The following is a 21254-nucleotide window of genomic DNA, read 5'->3' as shown; positions in this document are numbered from 1 at the left end:
TCCGCTATCGCATTCCACCGCTTGTCACCACGCCTTGTCGCCCCTATAGGCACCCTCCTTGCCTCCGCGCGCCTCGGCGCACGGTCCGGTCGGGGAGTAGCTCAGCCTGGTAGAGCACTGTCTTCGGGAGGCAGGGGCCGGAGGTTCGAATCCTCTCTCCCCGACCAATTTTTCAATAGCTTAGCACGTTTCGCGGAACCGCTCGCGGTAGCCGTGTCCGAGTTATGTCCGCGTTACGCCTCGTCGTCGCCTGAGAAAACGGCGCCAGATTGCGATGCGGAGAGCCGGCAATGAGCACCGTAACCCCGCTCTACCCGGCGTCTGCCTGGGAACTCCCGCTCATTGATGCGACGCTGTGGTACGAGAAGGAGCCGCCGGCGCGGCGCTTTGTCGTTGACGGGTGGCTTGCCCGGGCAACCGGCGCCTTGCTGGTCGGCGAGGATGGCGTCGGCAAATCGCTGCTCGCCCAGCAGCTGGCAACATGCGTTGCCGCCGGGCGCTCGTTTCTGGGCCTCAACGTCGAGCATGCCGGCGCGCTCTATGTGAGCTGCGAAGATGACGAGAACGAATTGTGGCGCCGGCAGCGCGCCATAAATCAGGCGCTGGGCGTCCCGATCGGCGCGGCGCCGGCGATGCTGTCGTCACTGGTCGGCCATACGAACGTCGAGCTGGGCTTCTACGATCAGAACAACCAGTTCCGGCTTTCACCGGTTGCCCTTGGCATCGTGGCTTGCGCCAAGGAACGCGGCGCCGCGCTTATCGTGCTTGATAACCTGGCGCATTTCTTTCCCGGCAATGAGAACGTCCGGCACGATGTCGCGGCGTTCTGCGCCGCCATCGAGCGTATGGCGATCGACGCCGACGCGACGGTTCTGATCCTGGCTCACCCGAGCAAGGCGGGCGCCGAGTATAGCGGCTCGACCGGATGGAGCGCTCATGTTCGGCAGCGCTGGTACATGGAGCGCGACGACGTCGATCGCGACAGTCGCACACTTCGGAAGTCGAAGGCGAATTACGCAGAATCGGGCACCGAGGTGCGTTGCCGGTGGATGAACTGGGCATTTGTCAACGAGGCGGATTTGCCGCCCAATGTCGTCGCGCAACTGGCAGGCACCGCCCAGGCGGCGGCCGAGAACGACGCGTTCCTGCGCTGCCTGGCGGCCGCCACGGAACGAAGGCAAGCTGTCTCGCACAATCCCGGCGTGAACTATGCCCCGAACATCTTCCGGGCCATGCCCGAGGGCAAAGGCTTCAAGGAGGAAGCCTTCAAGAATGCTCTGCAGCGTCTGCTCGCGATTGGCAAAATCGAACTCGATCAGCCTGTTTGGAAGCGCGAAAACCGCGCCTGGAAATTCGGCATAAAGGCGTCCGATCAGTGCACCGACCCCTCAAGCCAAGTCATTGAAAACACTTGCACCGACCCTGCACCGACCCCCCGCACCGACCCGCACACACCCCCGGCGCAAGTGATTGATTTTACTTGCACCGACCTGCACGCACCGACCCCCCTATGTACTACGTACATAACAGGCGCGGCCCCTGAGGCCGCCGCGCCTGATGACCCTGACCCGCTGAGCCTGCCGCCGATGGGAGGAGGGCAATGAACGCGGCGCCCCGTCTTGCCGAACTGGCGCGTCGCGTCGGCCATCTGTCGCCCGACTGGCGCAACCCCGAACGCTATTTCGAGACGCGCTCTGAAATCGAGCGAGACCTGCGCCGACTGGCGCGCGACATGGAAAGGATCTGAAATGGGTAAAATCGTAAAGGGCGTTGCGGCGATCGGCCTGATCTCCTTGAATTTCATCCCCGCCATTGGCCAAGCCATCAACCTTGCTGTGGCGCCGGCGCTGTTCGGCGCCGGTATGGCAGCCACCACGGCGGTTGCTGCGGCCAGCGCGATCACGACCGCTATAGGCGCCTTGGGCGTCGCCGCCGGGCTTGGTCTTGGCGCAAAAACCCTCGGCCTTGGTCCCAAGAATCCGAGGGTCAGCCCCGCTTCTCAGTCGCTCGCCCCGCGCATGATGGTCGGCAACGGTGGGGTCGTGCAGCGGGGGAATGATCGGCGTAGCATGACCGCGCCATTCAACGCCGGCATGTCGCCCAAGCGGGCATGGTGGCACCAAGGCCGTTGGGCGCTGACCCGGTGTGTCGGTGATTGCATGGAGCCGCATGTTCTCGACGGCCGCCTCTGCCTGATCGACAGGGCGGCAACGATCCGGCCCGATGACCTCGTGATATTCAAGGTGGCCCGCCGTGCTGGCGGTGCTCAGTTGGGCAAGCGGTTCCGCCGGATCGAAGGCGACCGTATCGTGTTCGAGACGACGAACCCGACCGTCGAGCTTTACTCGATCGCGCTGTCGGACGTGCAGTGGTGCTACCGGGTGCGCCGTTACCTCGACAATGCCGATGGGTTCGCCGGCGCAGTGAAGTCGATCGACCGCCATAACGAGCGGCTTGGCATCTGCGTCTATCCCGGGAGCCATCGCTTTGGCTGACTGGCCGTACAACACCGCGCAATGGAAGCGGCTGCGCCTGCTCAAGCTGGGCGCCGATCCGATGTGCGAGCCGTGCGTCGATGCCGGCCGCATCACCCTGGCGAACACCGTCGATCACGTCGTGCCGGTCAGCACCGGCGGCCCGGCCTTCCCCTCGCTCGACGGGCTGACCAGCATGTGCGCGTCGTGCCACTCGCAGAAGACGGCGCGGGGCGTGGAGGCCGGCGCGGTACGCACCACCCGCAAGCTCCAGCCGCGCAAGGGCTGCGATGCCAACGGCAACCCGCTCGACCCGGCGCACCCCTGGGCTGGAAAATCGCTCAGAGCTGCGCCCTTGAAGACCGACAGCCCCCTCAATCCTCAATTAGTTTCGCGGCGTCGTGGGTAAGCGCGGGCCTGGAGCGGCGCGGCTGCGGGAGGCGGCGCGGGGGGCGCCTCACCCTGCCCCGGCGGGCGCCGGGCCGCTGTTTGGCGACGTGGTGCCGTTCCAGCCGGCCACGGCGCGCCACCCCTGGGAGCAGGACGGGATGCCGCCGGAGGAGCAGGTGCTGGCCTTCCTGCGCGCCTTGCCGATCGTGTCCGGGCTGCGCGCCGGGGAGCGCATGGAGCTGCTGGAGTTTCAGGAGCGGTTCGTGCGGTGCGTCTATGGCCCGCTGGACGCCGAGGGGCAGCGCCTGGTGCGGCTGGCGGCGCTCAGCGTGGCGCGGGGCAACGGCAAGTCGGCGGTGCTCGCCGGCCTGTCGCTGGCGCACCTGCTGGGGCCGATGGTGGAACCCTATGGCGAATGCTACGCCGCCGCCCTCGATCGCGAGCAGGCGGGCGTGCTGTACCGGATGACCCGCGCCTATGTCGAACAGGTGCCGTGGATGGCGGCGCGGGTGAACATCCGCGACTGGCACAAGGAAATCATCGACGAGCGGAGCAATTCCCTGTGGCGCGCCCTGACCAGCGACGCGCGCAAGGCGCATGGCCTGGCGCCGTCGTTCTGGATCGCCGACGAGGTGGCGCAATGGCGCAGCCGCGAGCTGTGGGACAATCTGGCGACCGGCATGGGCAAGCGCGCGTCGGCGCTGGGCGTGACGATCAGCACCCAGGCGGCCGACGACCTGCATTTCTTCTCCGAGATGCTGGACGCGGAGCCGGTGCCGTCGGTCTATGTCCAGCTGCACGCCGCGCCGGAGGGCTGCGCGCTGGACGACAGGGCGGCATGGGCGGCCGCCAACCCGGCGCTGGGCGCGTTCCTGAACCTTGACCAGTTCGCCGACGCGGCGGCGCGGGCAATGCGCTCCCCGTCGTTCGAGCCGTCGTTCCGGCTGCTCCAGCTCAACCAGCGGATCGACGCGGAGGCCCGATTCCTGAACGCCGCCGACTGGGAGGCCAATGGCGAGCCGTTCGACCCGGCCGAGCTGGAGGGCGAACGCTGCTATGGCGGGCTGGACCTGTCGAGCACCCGCGACCTGACCGCGCTGGCGCTGTGGTTCCCGGCGAAGGGCAAGCTGCTGGCCTGGCACTTCGTGCCCGGCGACACGATCGGCGAACGGGTGGAGCGGGACCGGGTGCCCTATGACCGCTGGGCCGATGCCGGGTGGATCGAGACGACCAACGGCCGGGCGACCGATCGCGTCGCCATCGCCCGGCGCCTGGCGGACATCCGGCAGTGCTACGACGTGGCCGGCATCGCGTTCGACCGCTGGCGGTTCGAGGACCTGGCCAAGCTGCTGTCCGACGAGGGCATCGACCTGCCGATGAGCGAGTTCGTGCCGGGGTTCAAATCCTACGCGGCAGCGGTCGATGCGTTCGAGCGGGCAGTGCTGGAACGGCGGATGCGCCATAACGGCTCGCCGATCCTGAAATGGCAGGCCGGCAACGTCATCATCGAGCAGGACGCCGCCGGCAACCGCAAGCCGAGCAAGGCCAAGTCGATCGACAAGATCGACGGCATCGTTGCCGCCATCATGGCCTGCGGGCTGGCGGCGACCGATGAGGGGCCGAAGGTGTATCGCGGGATAGGGCTGGAGTGGGTTTGACGGCGTACTGTTCGGGCACTGCCTTCATTGATCGCCAATCGGTGATTGCAGATACACTTGCGGCAGCCGCAGCAACTACGGTGGCGATCGCAATGGTCAACGCGATGGCTCTCTCTTGCCATGCGAAACGGCGCTCCGTGTAGACGCGCTTTCCGTTCAAATACATTCGCCCTTCATCATCCAGGCCGATAAGTGAAAGACCCGCAACAGAAATGACGCGGACACTCTTAGGCCAATGCTTCGGCCAGATGTTTGTGCGCCAATTCTTGAGATCGCCAAAGAATTCGTGTTCCGAAATCTCGTGAACAGGCTTAGCAGCATCGTCCTCCGTTTGTATCAACGTAGCGCACCCCACAATATCTGGCGGATAGCCTCCGGTCGGGAAGGCTTTGGATCAGGAAGGCGGGCGATCCAAGCGTCCAGTGCAGCCAACTGATCAGGTGGCAAGCGCACCTGCACCGCTGTCGCGTTGACCGCCGGGCGGCCTCTTTTCGGTTTTCTGCCATCGACAATTGACATGGTGAATTGATGATGGCAGCTATTGCGAGCCGGAGCAAGGATTAGGCCCCTTGCTCCGGCTCTGACCGCAACCGTTCACGTGAGGAACGATCATGGCTACGCATGCCCCTACCACGGGCGCGCCGACGCGCGCATCCTTCATTTCCGCCCCTCCGCCCGCCATTACCCGCGTTCTGGCGGCGTTCGACCGCGACCAGCTCGCCGGGTTCGTCGCGGTGGCGATCGACCTGCTCGACCTGGCGGATGGCGACCCGGACCGGGAGGAAGACGACCCGCCCGAGTCGGCCGGCGATGACCTGGGCGACCAGAGCTATCCCGAATGGCACACGCGCGGCCGGCACAAGCTGACGGCACGCGGCGCGGAGGCGGCAACCGGCTTCGCGATGCTGGAGGATGTGGAGGAAGACGATGCCGACATGGGCATCGAGGACGATCCGCTGGGCTTCGATCCGGAGGAGGACGTCGAGCATGACGGGCGCGAGCCGGACCATGATGACGAGGCGGAAGACCGGGAAGCCCGGCTGATCCGCCAGCCGCACCGCGACCGCATCCGCCGGACCCGCTGCGACCGGATCGTCTATCACAACGGCTTCAACCACCGCGATCATGTCGAATATCGGCTGCGGGAGAGCAGGACGGCCGACGTTTAAGCCGCCGAAACCAGGAGTTTGACCTGACGCAGATGCATCATGTATAGCTGACGCAACCGCATCAGGAGTCGTTCCATGATTGATTACCACTCGCCCCGTTTCAAAACGTCCGAGGTTGCGAGAGCGGCCGGCATCCCCGCGCCCACGTTCCGCTCCTACTTTTCGCGGCAGCAGTTCCGCGTCATCGGCGAAATGTCTCAGAAAGCCGACATTTTCGGGTTGCCGAACTTGTTCAGCTTGACGGACGCGCTGGGCTTCGCCGTCGCAGTCCGGCTTATCAGCATCGGCGCCGACCCCAAATCGGCGTGGGAAGTCGCAATGTTGAAGTTTGCCCACACTGGCGATGAGGATCGCCCCCCGGCCCATATGTTTGACATTCACGAGAAGGGCGAAACCCTCCTGATTTATTGGCCGGACGAAGGGAAAGGCCGGCTGGTCGCCGCCAACGACGTCGACCTCATTTCCGCCATGGGATTGAGCTGGGGCCAGCCGAATGCGGTCGAAGCGGCGAACACGATCCTGCTCAATCCCATTGAGCAACGGGTTTTCGCTGCGTTGGGCATCGCCTCCTGATGCGTTCGTCCGCCCCATTCCTTGCGGCCGGTGCGACGCGGCCAACAACGGAAAGCTCGATGTCTGGGGCGGCCGGCACGCTGGGCCGGGTGATGGGACTCAATCGAGCAACGTCGCACTTTTTCGCCAACGCCGCGAGGCAGTGGGCTTTCACCGTGCGGGGGGCTTCGGCCCTCCGCCAGCATGAGGATGTGAAATGAAGACGAGTGACCTGATCGAACAGCGGGCGGCGATCGTCGCTCGCATGGCCGAGGCCCACGCGGCCGATGACGGCGAAGGGTTTACGGCGGCGGAGAGCGAGTTGCGCGCGCTCGACGGCAAGCTGGACCGGCAGCGCAAGATTGACGAAGCCGAGCGGCATGAGCCGGGCCGGCCGATCAACGGCGACGGCAAGCTGGATGCCGAGATCCGTTCCCGGTTCAGCCTGTCGCGCGCCATTGCCGGCGCGGCCGGCCTGGGCGTGGACTGGGGGCGCGAGCGCGAGTTGCAGGCCGAACTGGCCAAGCGCGCCGGCAAGCCGGCCGAGGGCGTGTATATCCCGACCGAACTGTTCGAGACGCGCGTGCTGACCACCGCGACCGGCGCCGAGCTGGTGCCGACCGAGCATCGCCCGGACCAGTATGTTTCGGCGCTGGTCGCGTCGTCCGTGGTGCGCGGCATGGGCGCGCGGGTGCTGGGCGGCCTTACCGGCAACCTGTCCATCCCGCGCGAGACCGATTCGCCCGCGATCGGCTGGGTCGCGGAGAATGCCGCGCTGAGCGCCGACGATGCCGATTTCGACAGCATCACCCTCAGCCCCAAGCATGCCGGCGCGCTCAGCGAATGGTCGCGCAACATGCTGTTGCAGGCGTCGCCGGACGTGGAGGCGCTGCTGCGCCAGATGCTCGCCCGCAACCTGGCGCTGGCGATCGACAAGGCGGCGATCAAGGGCGGCGGCGCCAATGAGCCGAAAGGCGTGCTGTCCGCCAGCGGCATCCAGACCGCGACCTATGCCACCGACCTGTTCACCACCACGGCGGTGGCCATCGGCAAGGCGGATACCGAGAATGTCGGCGGGCGGCGCGGCTTCCTCACCACGCCGCTGCTGCGCGAAATCGGCATGAAGCAGCTGGACGCCAACAAGCTGCCCGTCGGCGTCGCCACGCTGTTCCATGACGAGCCGGTGACGTTCAGCAACCAGGTGCCGGCCAATCTGGGCGCAGGCACCAATGAGCACGGCCTGATCTATGGCGACTGGTCGGAACTGCTGATCGGCATCTGGTCGGAAATCGACATTCTGGTGAACCCGTTCGAGAGCACCGCCTATTCCAAGGGCAATGTGTCGATCCGGGCGATGGCGACGGTCGACTGCGCGGTGCGCCACCCCAAGGCGTTCGTCAGCGTCGGCGGCGTGCTCGCCACCGCCAAGGGCATCGCGTGATGGCGGCCGGGGGCGATATGGAGCGGCGGGCCTTTGCCGAGGTCCGCACCGCCGGACGGCGTATCGAGGGCTATGCCGCCGTATTCGGCAGCATGGCCAATATCGGCAGCTATCACGAGCGCATCGCCCCCGGCGCCTTTCGCGCCGCCCTGGCCGGCGACGTGCTGGCCATGCTCGACCATGATCCGGGCAAGGTGCTGGGGCGCACGCGCAGCGGCACCCTGCGCCTGAGCGAGGACAGCCGGGGCCTGGCCTTCTCGCTCGACCTGCCCGACACCCAGGCCGGCCGCGACGTGCTGGCGCTGGGCGAGCGCGGCGACCTGGGCGGCATGTCGTTCGGGTTCACCGTGCCGGAGGGCGGCGAAAGCTGGCAGGGCAGCACCCGCACGCTGCGGACGGTGGCGCTGCGCGAGATCAGCGTCGTGTCGGCCTGGCCGGCCTATCCCGACACGGAAATCGCGCTCAGGGCGGCCGGGGCGGGGCAGGAGCGCGCCCGGCGGCGCCGGCGGCTCATCATGGCGGAGCTGATGGCGTGAAGCTGCTTGACGCCATGGCGGCCCGGCTGGGCTATGAGAAGCGCAGCGGTGCCGATCCGTCCTGGGCGGCGCTGGCGCCGGGCATAGGCTATCACGCCGGCCTGTCGGCGCGGGCGGCGGAGAACCTGTCCACGGTGCTCGCCTGCACCACGGTCATTGCGACTTCGCTCGGCTCGATCCCGGCGTTGATCTATCAGCGCGATGGCGCCGGCAACCGCATCGAGGCGCTCGGGCATCCGCTGGCGCGAATCACCCGCGACGGCGTGTCGGAGGCGATGAGCTGGCCCGACTTCATCGAGCATCTGGTCGCCTCGACCCTGCTGACCGGCAACGGCCTGGCGGAGATCCTGCGCGACAGCGCCGGCCAGCTATCCGGGTTCCGCTATATCCCGTGGGGCATGGTGACGGTTGCCGAACTGGCGAGCGGCCGCCTCGCCTATGATGTGTCGGACGGCCGCGGGCACCGCCGCCGCCTGTTGCAGGGTGAGGTGATCCACCTGCGCGACCGCACCGATGACGGCCTTGTCGGCCGCTCCCGCCTGTCCAGGGCTGCCGAGACGGTGGCAGGCGTGCAGTCGTCGAACCAGTTCGCCAACAGCTTCCTCGATCGCGGCATGGCTCCGTCCGGGGTCATTTCCTATCCGGGCACCTTGAACGACGACCAGCGCATCCATCTGCGGGAGCAGATGGCCAGCCGGCACGAAGGCGCGCGCAATGCCGGCCGCACCCTTGTGCTAGACGGTGGCATGACCTGGGCGGCGTCGCAGATTAGTCCGGAGGATGCCGAGCTACTCGAAACCCGCAAGTTCGGGGTCGAGGAAATCTGCCGGCTGTTCCAGGTGCCCCCGCCGCTGGTGCAGGATTATTCGCACAACACGTTCACGAACAGCGAGACGGCGGGCCGCTGGTTCGCGATGTTCACGCTGGCCCCCTGGGCGCGCAAGCTGGAGGCGGAGTACGCGCGCAGCGTGTTCCCGGCCGGCAGCGCCCTTGAGCTGGAGCTTGACCTGTCCGGCTTCCTGCGCGGCGACCCGCAAACCCGCTGGGCCGCCCACAAGATCGCGATCGACACCGGCGTGCTCGACCCCGACGAAGTGCGCCAGATCGAGGGATGGAACCCGCGCGCTGGCGTCCGTAGCGATGATGGCAAGGAGGCGGCAATCTCCTGACATGAGCCGCCTGATGACAGCCCAGCAAGTCGCCGACGAAATTGGCCTCCCCTCCGCGCGCACCGTGCGGTGGATGCGTCACGCCGGCTTGCCCGCGGTCAAAATCGGGAAGGCTTATTTTATCGACCATGACGACGTGCTGGCGTGGATCGAAAGTCGGAAGGAAGCAAAATGCCCCGCCCAAACCGAGGCCCATACCTCAACTACGTCCGCGACCGGGGGCGTTGGTATATCCAGTGGAGCGAAGGCGGACGCACACGACAGCGCAGCACGGGCACGGGAGACAGCGAAACGGCTCAAGTCGCACTCGCGGAGTTCATCCGCGAACGCGAACGAGCCAGCAAGCCCGCCGGCCCGCGTGATCCCGGGCAATTTCCCATCGGCGAAGCATTAGCCATCTACGGCGCGGAGCACGCGCCATCGGCGGCCGACCCGGCCCGAATCGGTTACGCTATCGACGCACTCATCCGGTTCTGGGGCGAGCGCATGATCGGCGACATTACGCGGGAAACCTGCCGGGCATATGGCCGGGAACGCGCCAAGGCCCCCGGTACGATCCGGCGCGAGCTGGCGACCCTCCGTGCGGCAATCAACTATGTTAAGGACGAGGGGCGAATAACCTACGCTCCCACCGTACACCTGCCCCCCAAGCCTGACGGAAAGGATCGCTGGCTTCGCCGATCGGAAGCGGCGGCGCTGCTCAATGCCGCCCGCAACGGCCACCCGAGCACGCGCGCCTATCTGCCGCTTTTCATCCTGATCGCGCTGTATACGGGCGCGCGCAAGGGCGCGATCCTTGAGCTTCGCTGGCCGCAAGTCGATTTCGAGCGGGAGAGGATCAACTTCAATCCGCCGGGCCGCCAGCGGACTTCCAAGGGGCGGGCGCACCAGCCGATTCCGCACCGGTTGCTGACCTTTTTGCGCCTTGCACGTAGGCGGGGAACGGATCTTGGCTATGTGCTCCACCGCGACGGCGCGAAGCTGGGCAACATGAAGCGGGCGTTCAACACCGCTTGCATTGATGCCGGCCTGGCGAAGCCCGTGCTGGTACCTGAGGTCGATGAGCACGGTCAGGCGATCATGGTGCCGAAGCTGGACGAGGATGGCGCTCCGATCCTCCGGCAGGAGATTTCGCCCCATACGCTCCGCCACACCTGCGGCACTTGGCTTGCTCAGCAGGGAGTACCTCTCGACCAGATCGGCGCATGGCTAGGCCACTCGGATTCCCGCACGACGCAACTCTACGCGCACCACCACCCCGACTTTATGAAAGCGGCGCGCGATGCAGCCGACAGGAGGAAAGCATGACGTGTCCGAGTTATGTCCGTGCTACGTCCGCATGTTCCCGTCGTGTTCACGGAGACAAAGCCGGAACGAGCACCAAAAAACGGCGGAAAACGTACTGGCCCGGCTTTTCGGGAGGCAGGGGCCGGAGGTTCGAATCCTCTCTCCCCGACCAATTACCCTTTCACCGCAAACGTCAGAAGCCAATCGCGAAGCGCAGGGCGCCGCCGCGATCATCGGGCATTGCCGCGATATTGCCGGGGTCCTGACGCCAGAACAGGTTGGCATCGACGCGCCCGCCAAGCAGCGGGAAGCCATAGCTCGCCTCTGTCGTGACCTCTCGCCCGGCGGGGGCGAGATTCAGTCGGGCCGGCGCGAAGGCGGTGACGCCGCTGGCGTAGCTGTAGCCGACCGGCAGATTGAGCGCGAAGCCGCCAGACCGGACGCGCAACGGCTGCGAGACGCGCAGAGCGAAACGGTCGTCAGGTGCAAACAGGTCGGAGCCGCTGATGTCGAATGCGTAGGCGTCAGTGCGAATCAGCGTCGCGCCGGGGGCGGCGCCGCCGGCGCCGACGCGGGTCCAGCCCTGCCGGGTCGCAGCGGCAAGGGCCCAGCCGTCGCCAAGCGCGTAACGTAGCGTCAGGTCGGTGAACCAGCTCCGCCCCTGCCCGCTGCCGAAGGCCGGGCCGAAGCTGGCGCCGAGCACGGTGCGATTTTCAACCATATGCGCCAGCGCCGCGGTCACCCCCAGCCGGCCGAAAGCGCGGTCTGCACCGAAGGTGACGGTAGCGAACGGATAAGCCTGATACTGGCCGCGCCCCGGCGCGACCGCCCGCTCGCGCCAGACCAGCGCATCGCCCTGTTCCGCCGTCATCCACAGCGTTGTCGCCCCCAGCGACCGGCGCATGGCGAAGGCGCCGCCCGCCGAACGCAGAAAGCCGGCCTGATCGGCCGCCGACGCCGCGACGAGAAACGCCGGTTCGTTGCGCCCGGCAAGCCGTGCGGCCAGCGCCCCACCGCCCTGCGCGACACCGACGGCAACGTCGAGCGAGCGCCCCAGCCGCCCGGCGACCCAGCCGGCGGTCGCGCGGGCACGATCCGCTTCCCGCCCGGACAGGCGCAGCGGCTCGACGCCGGCGCCGCCCCGCCCCGGCAGGATCGACACCGCGATGACGGCGCCACCATTGCTGGTCGCCGCCAGGCTGCGCTGGTGGCCGGCAAGCGCCGCACCGAAGCCCCGGCTGGGCGGTGCGGTACGGACCACGCCGCCGACATCGGCGGCATAAGCCCGCGCATATCCGTCGAGCACCACCGCCTCCAGCGCCATCGATCGGGTGTCAGCAGCGTCACCCATCGCCGGCGACAGCGTGCTGACCGCGGTCAGCGACACCGGCGCCAGCGACCCAGCGAGGCGCATCGTGCCCTGTGGTTCGAACGCCTTGCCGATGTTGAGCACCCCGCGTCCGTAGACCGGGTCGGTACCCGGTGCGCCGGCATCCGTTGCCGACTGGAGCAGCAATTCAACCAGTTGCGCGCCGGTCAGGTTGGGAAAGGCCTGGGCAAGCAGGGCGATCGCCCCGGCGACATGCGGCGCCGCCAGTGACGTTCCTTCCCACGAATAGAGGGTCCCGGTATTGTCGATCGCCCGGACATCGACACCGAGGGCGGCGATGTAATGCGCCGCGTCGGCGCCGGCGCGGTTGCTGAAATCGGCGATCCGGCCCGCCGAATCGGTTGCGCCGACGACGATGATATGATCGCGGGCGACCGGGTCGGACGCAATCCGGGCAAGCACGTCCGGATCGGCGGCGGCGTCATTGCCCGCGGATATGACGATGACCACTCCGGCGGCGGTCGCCCGGTCGAATGCGGCCCGTAGCGTGCTGTCCGCGCCTCCGCCGCCAAGGGAAATATTGACCACCCGCGCCTTCTGCGCGACGGCGAGGTCCAGCCCACGCGCGATCGCCAGATCGGGGAAGGTGCAGCCCGATTCGCCGTCGGCGCCCGGCGTCGCGCAACTGCCCGGTTTGTCGGCCTTCAGCGCAAGCAACGTCGCCTCGAACGCGACGCCATGGGTGCGCTGGCCATTGCGGGCGCCAAGCAGCACACTGGCCACCGCCGTGCCATGGCCATCCTCATCCGCCATCGGGCGCGAGCCGGCGAGGTCGGCGGAGGCGCTGCTGATCCGCCCGGCGAATTCGGCGCTGCCGGTGTCGACGCCACTGTCGATCACGCCGGCGACCACGCCCTGCCCGGTGGCGCCGGCTTCGTAGGCGGGCAGGACATTGGCGGCGACCAGCCCGGTCGATTGCCTGTATTCGAATGTTTCGAAGCTGCCGGGGGCGGTCGGTGACGGAGTAGGCGCGGGGGTGGGCGCCGGGCTGGGGGTAGGCGCCACAGGCGGCGCCGGGGTTGGCGATGGGCCGCCACCGCCGCCGCCACAGGCCCCGAGCGCGAGCAGCGGCAGCAGCAGGACGGTGCGGTATGAAACGGTGCGCGGCATTATCTTCCCCTGTCGGACGCGACTCGCCTAGCAGCCGCAGCCTGCTTTTCCTTTAAACGTCGTTCGTTACCGATCCGCCAGTATCGCAAGCTCCCCGGGCGTGTTGCCGGGCGCCGCCGCCCCGGCTAAGCCCGCGCGGCCATGCTTCGTCGCCTTGCCCATGTCCGCAACTGGATCTTCGACCTGGACAACACGCTGTATCCGGCGAAAGCGGACCTGTTCGGGCGGATCGACGACCGGATGGGCGCCTATATCCAGCAGTTGCTCGGCGTCGATGCGGTCGAGGCGCGGCGCATCCAGAAGGGATATTTCGTTGACCACGGCACAACGCTCAGCGGGTTGATGGCGGTGCATGGCGTCGACCCGCACGACTTCCTCGACTTTGTTCACGACATCGAGATGGACGCACTGGCCGAGGACCGCCGGCTGGCGCAGCTGCTCGCCCGGCTGCCGGGGCGCAAGCTGGTGTTCACCAACGGCGACACCCCCTATGCCCGGCGGGTGCTCGACCGGCTCGGCCTGGCCGACAGTTTCGAGGCGATCCACGACATCCATGCCGCCGCCTATGTCCCCAAGCCCGATCCGCAAGCCTATGCTGGCATGATCGCGGCATTCGGCATCGACCCGGCCGAATCGCTGTTTGCCGAGGACATGGCCCGCAACCTGCGGCCGGCCAAGGCGATCGGCATGGCGACATTGTGGATCAACAACGGATCGGAGATGGGCGCGCACGGCGCTGCCCCCGATTACATCGATTTCGAGACCGACGACGTCGGTTCATGGCTGGAACGGCTTTTGGAGAATGAGGATGACTGACGCATTGCGCGCCGCGATCGAGGACGCGTGGAACCATCGCGACACGATCGATGCCGGTACCGCCGGACCAGTGCGTCAGGCGGTGGAACAGGCGATCGGGCTACTCGATTCGGGTGCTGTCCGCGTCGCCGAACCGTCCGCCGACGGGTGGCAGGTCAACCAGTGGCTGAAGATGGCGGTGCTGCTGTCGTTCCGGCTGAACGCGATGACAGAGATCGCCGGTGGACCCGGCGGCGCCCATTGGTGGGACAAGGTGCCGTCCAAATTCGCCGAATGGGGCGCCGATGCCTTTGCCGCCGCCGGTTTCCGCGCGGTGCCGGGCAGCATAGTCCGCCACGGCGCGTTCATCGGCAAGGGCGCGGTGCTGATGCCGAGTTTCGTCAACATCGGCGCCCATGTCGGCGAAGGAACGATGGTCGACACCTGGGCGACGGTCGGCAGTTGCGCCCAGATCGGCCGCAACGTCCACCTGTCCGGCGGGGCCGGCATCGGCGGCGTGCTGGAGCCGTTGCAGGCGGGGCCGGTGATCATCGAGGACGGCGCCTTCATCGGCGCCCGCGCCGAGGTGGCCGAAGGGGTTCGCGTCGGCACCGGCGCGGTTCTGGCGATGGGCGTCTATCTGGGCGCATCGACCAAGATCATCGACCGGGCAACGGGCGAAGTGTTCGTCGGCCATGTCCCGCCCTATGCCGTCGTCGTTCCGGGCAATCTGCCGGGCAAGCCGCTGCCCGACGGCACGCCGGGGCCGTCGCTCTACTGCGCGGTGATCGTCAAACGCGTCGACGCCCAGACCCGCGCCAAGACCGGGATCAACGAGCTGCTGCGCGATTGACCGTTTAGCCGGCCCGACACATGCGGGATTGCAGTGGGCCGGCGGCAAGGCCGCCGGTCACTCACCAAGCTGAGCGAGCAGCGTCTTTGCTTGGTCGCCGGCCCAGTCGAGCCCGCCGGTCACCCGCCACACTTCCTTGCCGTCGGCATCGAACAGCACCGTCGTCGGCAGCTGGCCGCCGGACAGGGCGAAGCCGATCGCGTTTTCCGGGTCGATATAGGGCTTCAGCGCCTTGAACCCGCCCTTGGCGAAGAACGGATCGACTTTCTCGCGCCCCTGCAGGTCCTGGCTGATAACCAGCACCTGAAGCTTGCCGGCCTCGCGCGCCGCCAGCGCGTCCAGCGTCGGCATTTCGGTGACGCAGGGCACGCACCAGGTTGCCCACAGGTTGACGAGCAGCGGCTTGCCCTTGAACGCGGCGAGGGTGACGCTGCGGCCGTCCGGCGCGGTGAACGCTTCGGCCGGCGCCGGTTTGCCCTTGTGGCTGGCGTCGATCAGCGGCTTTTCGGAGGACGGGGCAACCGGCGCCGCCTGTTCCGGCGTCGGGGCGGGTTGCGGGGTGTCGCCGCTTTGCCTATCGCAGCCGGCGATCAGGCCCAAGGCAAGGAAAAGCGCGATGGATGAGCGCAAGACAAGCTCCAATGCAATGTGGGGCGGGCGCTTCGCCGAAGGGCCCGCCGCGGTGATGCGCGAGATTAACGCCTCGATCCCGTTCGACAAGCGGTTGTGGCGCCAGGACATCGCCGGGTCGCGCGCCCATGTCGCGATGCTGGCCGAGCAGGGCATCGTCAGCGCCGGGGACGCGACGCTGATCGCCGACGGCCTTGCCCGCGTCGCCGCCGAATATGAGGCGGACGGCGTGCCGGAGGACATGGCGCTGGAAGACATCCACATGCATGTCGAACACCGGCTGGCCGAGCTGATCGGCCCGGTCGCCGGCCGACTGCACACCGCGCGCTCGCGCAATGACCAGGTGGCGACCGATTTCCGCCTGTGGGTGCGCGACGCGATCGATGCGGTCGACGAGGGGCTGGCCGGACTGCAGCGCGCGCTCGTCACCCGCGCCGAAGAGCACGCCGACAGCGTGATGCCCGGCTTCACCCACCTGCAATCGGCGCAGCCGGTGACGCTTGGTCACCACCTGATGGCCTATTTCGAGATGATCCACCGCGACCGCAGCCGGTTTGAGGACGCGCGGGCGCGGATGAACGAATGCCCACTGGGCAGCGCCGCGCTTGCCGGCACCGGCTTTCCGATCGACCGCGAGGCGACGGCGGAGGCGCTGGGCTTCGACCGGCCGACCGACAATTCGCTCGACGCGGTGTCGGACCGCGATTTCGCCCTCGATTATCTGATGGCGGCGGCGACCACCGCGATCCACCTGTCGCGGCTGGCCGAGGAATTCGTGCTGTGGGCGTCGCAGCCGTTTGGCTTCGTCAAGCTGCCCGATGCCTATTCGACCGGCAGCTCGATCATGCCGCAGAAGCGCAACCCCGACGCCGCCGAGCTGGTGCGCGGCCATGCCGGGCGGATCGTCGGCGCGATGACCGCGCTGACCATCACGATGAAGGGCCTGCCGCTCGCCTATTCGAAGGACATGCAGGACGACAAGCCGCCGGTGTTCGAGGCGCACGACCTGCTGGCGCTGTCGATCGCGGCGATGACCGGGATGGTCGAAACCGTCACCTTCCGCACCGACCGGATGCGCGCGGCGGCGGAAGCGGGCTTCGCCACCGCCACCGACCTGGCCGACTGGCTGGTCCGCGAAGCCGGCATCCCGTTCCGCGAGGCGCATCACATCACCGGCACGGTGGTCAAGCGGGCGGAGGCGGACGGCGTCGCGCTCGACGCGCTGCCGCTGGCGGTGCTGCAGGCGATCGACCCGCGTATCGACGCGCGGGTGTTCGCGGTGCTGGGCATCGACGCATCGGTCGCCGCCCGGACCAGCCATGGCGGAACCGCGCCCGATCAGGTACGACAGCGCATCGCCGAGGCGAAGGCGGCGATCGGCATGGAGGACGAGGCGTGAGGACCGCAACCGCGATCGCATTGCTGACGCTGCTTGCCGCCTGCGGCTCCCGCGGGGAACTCAAGCCGGCGGAAGGCCATGCGCCGCCGCCGAAGCCGGCCTTCGCCACCGCCGCGCCGACGCCCAGCGAGATGATGGCGCCGCCGTCGCAGGCGGTACCGACCCGCAACGACGAGTTGCTGACCCGTTCGCAGGAACGCAGCAACGACCGTTTCAGCCAGCCGCCCCGCAACTGAGCCAGACACACCGGACCATGGATCATTTCACTCTGAGGGACGGCGCGCTTCACGCCGAGGATGTCGCGCTGGACGCGATCGCAGACGCCGTCGGCACGCCGGTTTATGTTTATTCGAACGCGACGTTGCGCCACCATGTCCAGGTGATGCGCGACGCTGTCACTGGCCTGGGCGTCGGGCCGGACGGACCGCTGATCGCCTTCGCGGTCAAGGCCAACCCGAACGGGGCGGTGCTGGCGACGCTGGCGCGCGAGGGGCTGGGCGCCGATGTCGTTTCGGGCGGCGAGATCGCCCGCGCCGTCGCCGCCGGCATCCCGCCGGCCAAGATGGTGTTTTCCGGCGTCGGCAAGACCGCCGACGAGATGCGTCAGGCGCTGGCCGTCGGCGTCGGCCAGTTCAACCTGGAGTCGGAAGCGGAAGCGGAGATGCTGTCGGTGGTGGCGGTGGCGGAAGGCCGCACCGCTGCGGTCGCCTACCGGATCAACCCCGACGTCGACGCCGGCACCCACGCCAAGATTTCCACCGGCCGGTCCGACAACAAATTCGGTATTCCCTATGCAGCGGCACCCGCTGCCTATACCCGCGCCGCCGCACTCCCCGGCCTCCACGTCCAGGGCGTCGCTGTCCATATCGGCAGCCAGCTGACCGATCTCGCGCCGCTAGAGGCCGCATTCGACCGGATCGGCGCGCTGATCGCCACTCTGCGCGGCGCCGGCCATGCGATCACCACCGCCGACCTCGGCGGCGGACTGGGCGTGCCTTACGACCGCAGCCTGCCGGCACCGCCCAGCCCGGCCGACTATGGCGTCATGGTGGCACGGGCGACGAAGGGGTGGGACACACGGCTGATCTTCGAGCCGGGACGGGTGATCGTCGGCAATGCCGGTGCGCTGGTTGCGACGGTGATCCGGCTGAAGGATGGCGTCGACAGCCCGTTCGTCATCGTCGATGCGGCGATGAACGACCTGCTGCGTCCCAGCCTGTACGATGCATGGCACGACATCCGGGCTACCCGGCCGAACGGCGAGACGGCGGCGGTCAACGTCGTCGGCCCGGTGTGCGAAAGCGGCGACACCTTTGCCACTGCGCGGATCATGGACGCGGTGGCGGCGGGCGACCGTGTCGCGTTCATGACCGCCGGCGCCTATGCAGCGGCGATGGCGAGCACCTATAATTCGCGGCCGCTGACCCCGGAGGTGCTGGTCGACGGCGATCGCTGGGCGGTGGTGCGCGCCCGCGAGCCGATCGAGGCAATGATTGCGCGCGAACAGATACCGGACTGGCTGGTCTAGAGTCAGGTTCGCTCAGGGTGCGCGGCGCCAGCCCACGCCCCCACCCGGCCTCCCATTTCAGGATACTGTCGTTGGGAGGCCGGGTGGGGGCGTAGGCCAGCGCCGCTTCAAAACCAGTTACCTCAGCCGGCGGGGACCAGCTCGATCACGTCGACGATACTTTCGAAGCGGGGATAAGGGAGGACGAGGCGCCAGCGCCGCTCGCCGATCCGCTGGAGTGAACCGATCATGTCGCGGTCCGGGTCGGCGCCATAGTCGACGGCGCGGCGCTCGTCGCCCAGTGTCATCGTGCCGAGGAACACCATCCGGCTGTCGGGGTCCGCGAACAGTAGGCCGGTCGGGCGCTGGGCGCCGTCGGTCTTGCGCAGGCTGGCGACCGCGCCTTCCGCACGGACGACGCAATCCGCCGGCGGATAGGCGATGAAGCCGTTCGCCCGCGTCGCCGTCACCCCAAGCTTGACGATCCGGCAGCGGTAGACCCCGGCCGGCAGCGCCGCGTCGGGCAAGGCGGCGTCGGGCAGGAGCAATGTGCCTTCGCGGGTGACGCTGTCGGCGTGGCCGGCGGCGGTCGCGGCGGCGACGCCCTTGACCAGCGCCTCGCGCCAGCCGCGCAGCCGGGCGCGGTCGCCGGCGGTGGCGACGCCGTGCCAGTCCGGCAGCGGCTGGACCGCCACGGCGGTGGCGGCGGCGGCGGCGGCGGCGGCGGAAGACGATGCGGCCAACAGCAGGCCGGACGCGATACCCAAAAACATGGCGACCCTGATTTCCCGCGCCGATTCTATCGCGGCGCGGCCCGGCGGCAACCGCTATTCGGCGGCCCAACCCCCATCGACCGACAGATTGGCGCCGGTGATCGATTTCGCTTCGTCCCGGCACAGGAACAGCGCCAGCGCCGCGACCTGGTCGACGGTGACGAATTCCTTGGTCGGCTGCGCTTCCAGCAGCACGTCGTGCATCACCTGTTCGCGGGTCAGGCCGCGCGCCTTCATCGTGTCCGGAATCTGCTTTTCGACCAGCGGCGTCCAGACATAGCCGGGCGAGATGCAGTTGACGGTGATGCCGTGGGTCGCCGTTTCCAGCGCGACCGTCTTGGTCAGCCCGGCGATGCCGTGCTTGGCCGCGACATAGGCCGACTTGTTGGGGCTGGCGACCAGCGAGTGGGCGGAAGCGGTGGAGATGATCCGCCCCCATTTCTTCGCCTTCATCAACGGCACCGCCGCGTGCATCAGGTGGAAGGTCGAGGTCAGGTTGATCGCGATGATCGCGTCCCATTTTTCGACCGGAAATTCCTCGACCGGCGCGACATGCTGGATGCCGGCATTGGAAATGACGATGTCCGGCCCGCCGAATTTGTCGGCGGCCAGCCGAACCAGCCCGGCGATCTCGTCCGGCCTGGTCATGTCGGCGGGCGAATAGAGCGCCTCGGCGCCGCTCGTCTCGGCCAGCGCGGCACGTTCCTTCTCGATCTCGCCGGCGTCGCCGAAGCCGTTGATGATGACGGCGGCGCCCTCGGCGGCCAGCGCCTTCGCGTAGGCGAGGCCGATGCCGGACGTCGACCCGGTGATGAGGGCGCTCTTGCCTTTCAGAAACATCGATCATGCCTTTCGGTCTGGAGAAAAATCAGGCGGCCTGTTCCTTGGTCAGGTCGAAGGTGGCGGTCTTGCCGTCGAGGATGTTCTTCGCCAGCAGCCCGGCCTTGCCCATCGTCTCGGCGACGGCGGCGCGGCCGGCCTCCCAATGCTCATGCATGGTGCGGGCGGAAAATTCGAAGTCGCGCGATCCGCCTTCCCAAGCATTAGCGCGGTAGATCAGTTGGACCAGACTGACCGGGTAGTCGGTGGCGGCAGCGCACAGCGCCTTGACGTCCGGGTCGTCGCGCAGCGCCTCCGGCAGCTTTTCGAGCACCCGCTGCGCCGCCTCTCTGGTTCGGCGCAGTTTCAGCAGATCGTCGCTGACCTGGCGGGTGCGGCTGGAGAAGCGAATTTCCTTTTCACGCGCGATAACGTCCATGATCGTACGCGGCCGGACCGACGCGGCGGGGAACAGGTCGACCTGGAACACCAGCAGGTCGCTGCTCTGGGTCTCCAGCACGTCGGTCAGCGGAGTGTTGGAGACAATGCCGCCATCCCACCACAGCCGCCCGTCGATCTCCACCGGCGGCAGGCCCGGCGGCAACGCGCCAGACGCCATGACATGGCGCGCGTCGAGCCGCTGCTTGCGGTTGTCGAAATAGAAGAAATTGCCGCGTTCGACGTCGACGGCGCCGACCGACAAATGGATCGGCCCGTCGTTCAGCAAATCCCAGTCGACCAGCCGGTCAAGCGTATCGGCCAGCGCGCTCGAATCATAGAAGCTCAGCGCCTCCGGCGTGCCGGGCGCGGCAAAGAACGGCGCGATCGGGCGCGGTGAAAAGAAGCCGGGTACACCCGCGGTCGCAACGAAGCCGGCCGACCATTCGTGCAGCCACTCCCGAATCCGCTCGTCATGCCAGATCGGGAAGCTGGGCAGCGCGCTGGTCGCAAGATCCCAGAAGGCGCGCAGCCGTTCCACACGCCGTTCGGGCGGGTTGCCGGCAATGATCGCGGCGTTGACTGCCCCTATCGAGATGCCGGCGATCCGATCGATGGCGATACCGCGATCGACCAGCGCCTCGAACACACCTGCCTGATAGGAGCCGAGCGCACCGCCACCCTGAAACACCAGCGCAACCTCGCTGGGCAGCGGCAGAGGCGTTGCGGCGCGGCGGCGGGAAGGCTTTTTCGAGTCGGTCATATTGCAGTGCAATATCGCAAATGCGCGGCACCGGTAATGGTTCCTTTTGCAACCGGCGCGAAGCCAGTGCATTCTCCATCCGCCTGACATGGGTTTGACGC

General features: G+C 67.7%; 21 protein-coding genes, 1 tRNA gene and 1 pseudogene. 18 read left to right on the top strand and 5 right to left on the bottom strand.

What is annotated here, in order from left to right:
* Positions 1-90 precede the first annotated feature (90 nt).
* From ACMT1E_RS15080 to ACMT1E_RS15020, 13 genes and pseudogenes are all read left to right on the top strand, one after another.
* Positions 91-167: transfer RNA gene (locus ACMT1E_RS15080), tRNA-Pro, on the top strand.
* A gap of 123 nt (positions 168-290) precedes the next feature.
* The gene (locus tag ACMT1E_RS15075) at positions 291-1604 is read left to right on the top strand and encodes an AAA family ATPase (protein ID WP_414901298.1); all 1314 of its coding nucleotides are present in this window, start codon (positions 291-293) and stop codon (positions 1602-1604) included.
* A complete protein-coding gene (locus ACMT1E_RS15070; RefSeq protein ID WP_414901297.1) occupies positions 1601-1747 on the top strand; it encodes a hypothetical protein in 147 nt (48 codons plus the stop codon). The genes ACMT1E_RS15075 and ACMT1E_RS15070 overlap by 4 nt, the downstream gene beginning before the upstream one ends.
* A gap of 1 nt (position 1748) precedes the next feature.
* Complete coding sequence (locus tag ACMT1E_RS15065; RefSeq protein WP_414901296.1) at positions 1749-2495, top strand: S24 family peptidase; 747 nt, start codon at positions 1749-1751, stop codon at positions 2493-2495.
* Entirely contained in the window at positions 2488-2883 is a 396-nt protein-coding gene (locus tag ACMT1E_RS15060) for an HNH endonuclease signature motif containing protein (RefSeq protein WP_414901295.1), read from the top strand. The genes ACMT1E_RS15065 and ACMT1E_RS15060 overlap by 8 nt, the downstream gene beginning before the upstream one ends.
* Positions 2876-4522, top strand: coding sequence for a terminase large subunit (locus ACMT1E_RS15055; RefSeq protein ID WP_414901294.1), 1647 nt, complete (start codon positions 2876-2878; stop codon positions 4520-4522). The genes ACMT1E_RS15060 and ACMT1E_RS15055 overlap by 8 nt, the downstream gene beginning before the upstream one ends.
* A 611-nt stretch (positions 4523-5133) precedes the next feature.
* Complete coding sequence (locus tag ACMT1E_RS15050) at positions 5134-5691, top strand: hypothetical protein (protein ID WP_414901293.1); 558 nt, start codon at positions 5134-5136, stop codon at positions 5689-5691.
* 75 nt (positions 5692-5766) lie between these two features.
* Positions 5767-6264, top strand: a complete 498-nt coding sequence (locus tag ACMT1E_RS15045) for a hypothetical protein (RefSeq protein WP_414901292.1) — start codon at positions 5767-5769, stop codon at positions 6262-6264.
* A 196-nt stretch (positions 6265-6460) separates the two neighbouring features.
* The gene (locus tag ACMT1E_RS15040; protein WP_414901291.1) at positions 6461-7684 is read left to right on the top strand and encodes a phage major capsid protein; all 1224 of its coding nucleotides are present in this window, start codon (positions 6461-6463) and stop codon (positions 7682-7684) included.
* The gene (locus ACMT1E_RS15035; protein WP_414901290.1) at positions 7684-8220 is read left to right on the top strand and encodes an HK97 family phage prohead protease; all 537 of its coding nucleotides are present in this window, start codon (positions 7684-7686) and stop codon (positions 8218-8220) included. The genes ACMT1E_RS15040 and ACMT1E_RS15035 overlap by 1 nt, the downstream gene beginning before the upstream one ends.
* A complete protein-coding gene (locus tag ACMT1E_RS15030; protein ID WP_414901289.1) occupies positions 8217-9389 on the top strand; it encodes a phage portal protein in 1173 nt (390 codons plus the stop codon). The genes ACMT1E_RS15035 and ACMT1E_RS15030 overlap by 4 nt, the downstream gene beginning before the upstream one ends.
* Positions 9361-9489, top strand: a pseudogene (locus ACMT1E_RS15025) (hypothetical protein); the annotation flags it as partial. The gene ACMT1E_RS15030 and the pseudogene ACMT1E_RS15025, both read left to right, overlap by 29 nt.
* A 71-nt stretch (positions 9490-9560) precedes the next feature.
* The gene (locus ACMT1E_RS15020) at positions 9561-10697 is read left to right on the top strand and encodes a tyrosine-type recombinase/integrase (RefSeq protein WP_414901288.1); all 1137 of its coding nucleotides are present in this window, start codon (positions 9561-9563) and stop codon (positions 10695-10697) included.
* Positions 10698-10869: 172 nt separating this feature from the next.
* Here the strand turns inward: ACMT1E_RS15020 and ACMT1E_RS15015 are convergent, their stop codons facing one another.
* Positions 10870-13176, bottom strand: a complete 2307-nt coding sequence (locus tag ACMT1E_RS15015; RefSeq protein ID WP_414901287.1) for a S8 family peptidase — start codon at positions 13174-13176, stop codon at positions 10870-10872.
* Positions 13177-13317: 141 nt separating this feature from the next.
* Here ACMT1E_RS15015 and ACMT1E_RS15010 point away from each other — a divergent pair, with 141 nt between their 5' ends.
* Positions 13318-13992 carry a pyrimidine 5'-nucleotidase gene (locus ACMT1E_RS15010; protein WP_414901286.1) on the top strand — a complete coding sequence of 225 codons (675 nt, stop codon included), beginning with the start codon at positions 13318-13320 and terminating at the stop codon, positions 13990-13992.
* Positions 13985-14824, top strand: coding sequence for a 2,3,4,5-tetrahydropyridine-2,6-dicarboxylate N-succinyltransferase (gene dapD, locus ACMT1E_RS15005; RefSeq protein WP_414901285.1), 840 nt, complete (start codon positions 13985-13987; stop codon positions 14822-14824). The genes ACMT1E_RS15010 and dapD overlap by 8 nt, the downstream gene beginning before the upstream one ends.
* A gap of 57 nt (positions 14825-14881) precedes the next feature.
* Here dapD and ACMT1E_RS15000 read toward each other — a convergent pair whose 3' ends face one another.
* Complete coding sequence (locus tag ACMT1E_RS15000; protein ID WP_414901283.1) at positions 14882-15454, bottom strand: redoxin family protein; 573 nt, start codon at positions 15452-15454, stop codon at positions 14882-14884.
* A gap of 16 nt (positions 15455-15470) precedes the next feature.
* On the opposite strand from ACMT1E_RS15000, the gene argH reads away from it, so the two are divergent.
* The 3 genes from argH to lysA are packed head-to-tail and all read left to right on the top strand — an operon-like array spanning position 15471 to position 18381.
* Positions 15471-16853 (top strand): argininosuccinate lyase, encoded by a 1383-nt coding sequence (gene argH / locus ACMT1E_RS14995; protein WP_414903470.1) that lies wholly within the window; start codon positions 15471-15473, stop codon positions 16851-16853.
* Positions 16850-17089 carry a hypothetical protein gene (locus tag ACMT1E_RS14990; protein ID WP_414901282.1) on the top strand — a complete coding sequence of 80 codons (240 nt, stop codon included), beginning with the start codon at positions 16850-16852 and terminating at the stop codon, positions 17087-17089. The genes argH and ACMT1E_RS14990 overlap by 4 nt, the downstream gene beginning before the upstream one ends.
* A gap of 17 nt (positions 17090-17106) precedes the next feature.
* The gene (lysA, locus tag ACMT1E_RS14985) at positions 17107-18381 is read left to right on the top strand and encodes a diaminopimelate decarboxylase (protein WP_414901281.1); all 1275 of its coding nucleotides are present in this window, start codon (positions 17107-17109) and stop codon (positions 18379-18381) included.
* Positions 18382-18503: 122 nt separating this feature from the next.
* On the opposite strand, the gene ACMT1E_RS14980 is transcribed toward lysA, so the two are convergent.
* From ACMT1E_RS14980 to ACMT1E_RS14970, 3 genes are read right to left on the bottom strand one after another with little or no spacing between them, the layout of a single operon-like run.
* The gene (locus tag ACMT1E_RS14980; protein ID WP_414901280.1) at positions 18504-19133 is read right to left on the bottom strand and encodes a DUF4893 domain-containing protein; all 630 of its coding nucleotides are present in this window, start codon (positions 19131-19133) and stop codon (positions 18504-18506) included.
* A 54-nt stretch (positions 19134-19187) separates the two neighbouring features.
* Complete coding sequence (locus ACMT1E_RS14975; protein WP_414901279.1) at positions 19188-19973, bottom strand: 3-hydroxybutyrate dehydrogenase; 786 nt, start codon at positions 19971-19973, stop codon at positions 19188-19190.
* 28 nt (positions 19974-20001) lie between these two features.
* Entirely contained in the window at positions 20002-21153 is a 1152-nt protein-coding gene (locus tag ACMT1E_RS14970; protein ID WP_414901278.1) for a patatin-like phospholipase family protein, read from the bottom strand.
* Positions 21154-21254: the final 101 nt, after the last annotated feature.

Source organism: Sphingomonas flavalba (assembly GCF_047553045.1).
GTDB lineage: Bacteria > Pseudomonadota > Alphaproteobacteria > Sphingomonadales > Sphingomonadaceae > Sphingomonas_L > Sphingomonas_L flavalba_A.
This window is presented reverse-complemented; position numbering and strand designations above follow the sequence as displayed.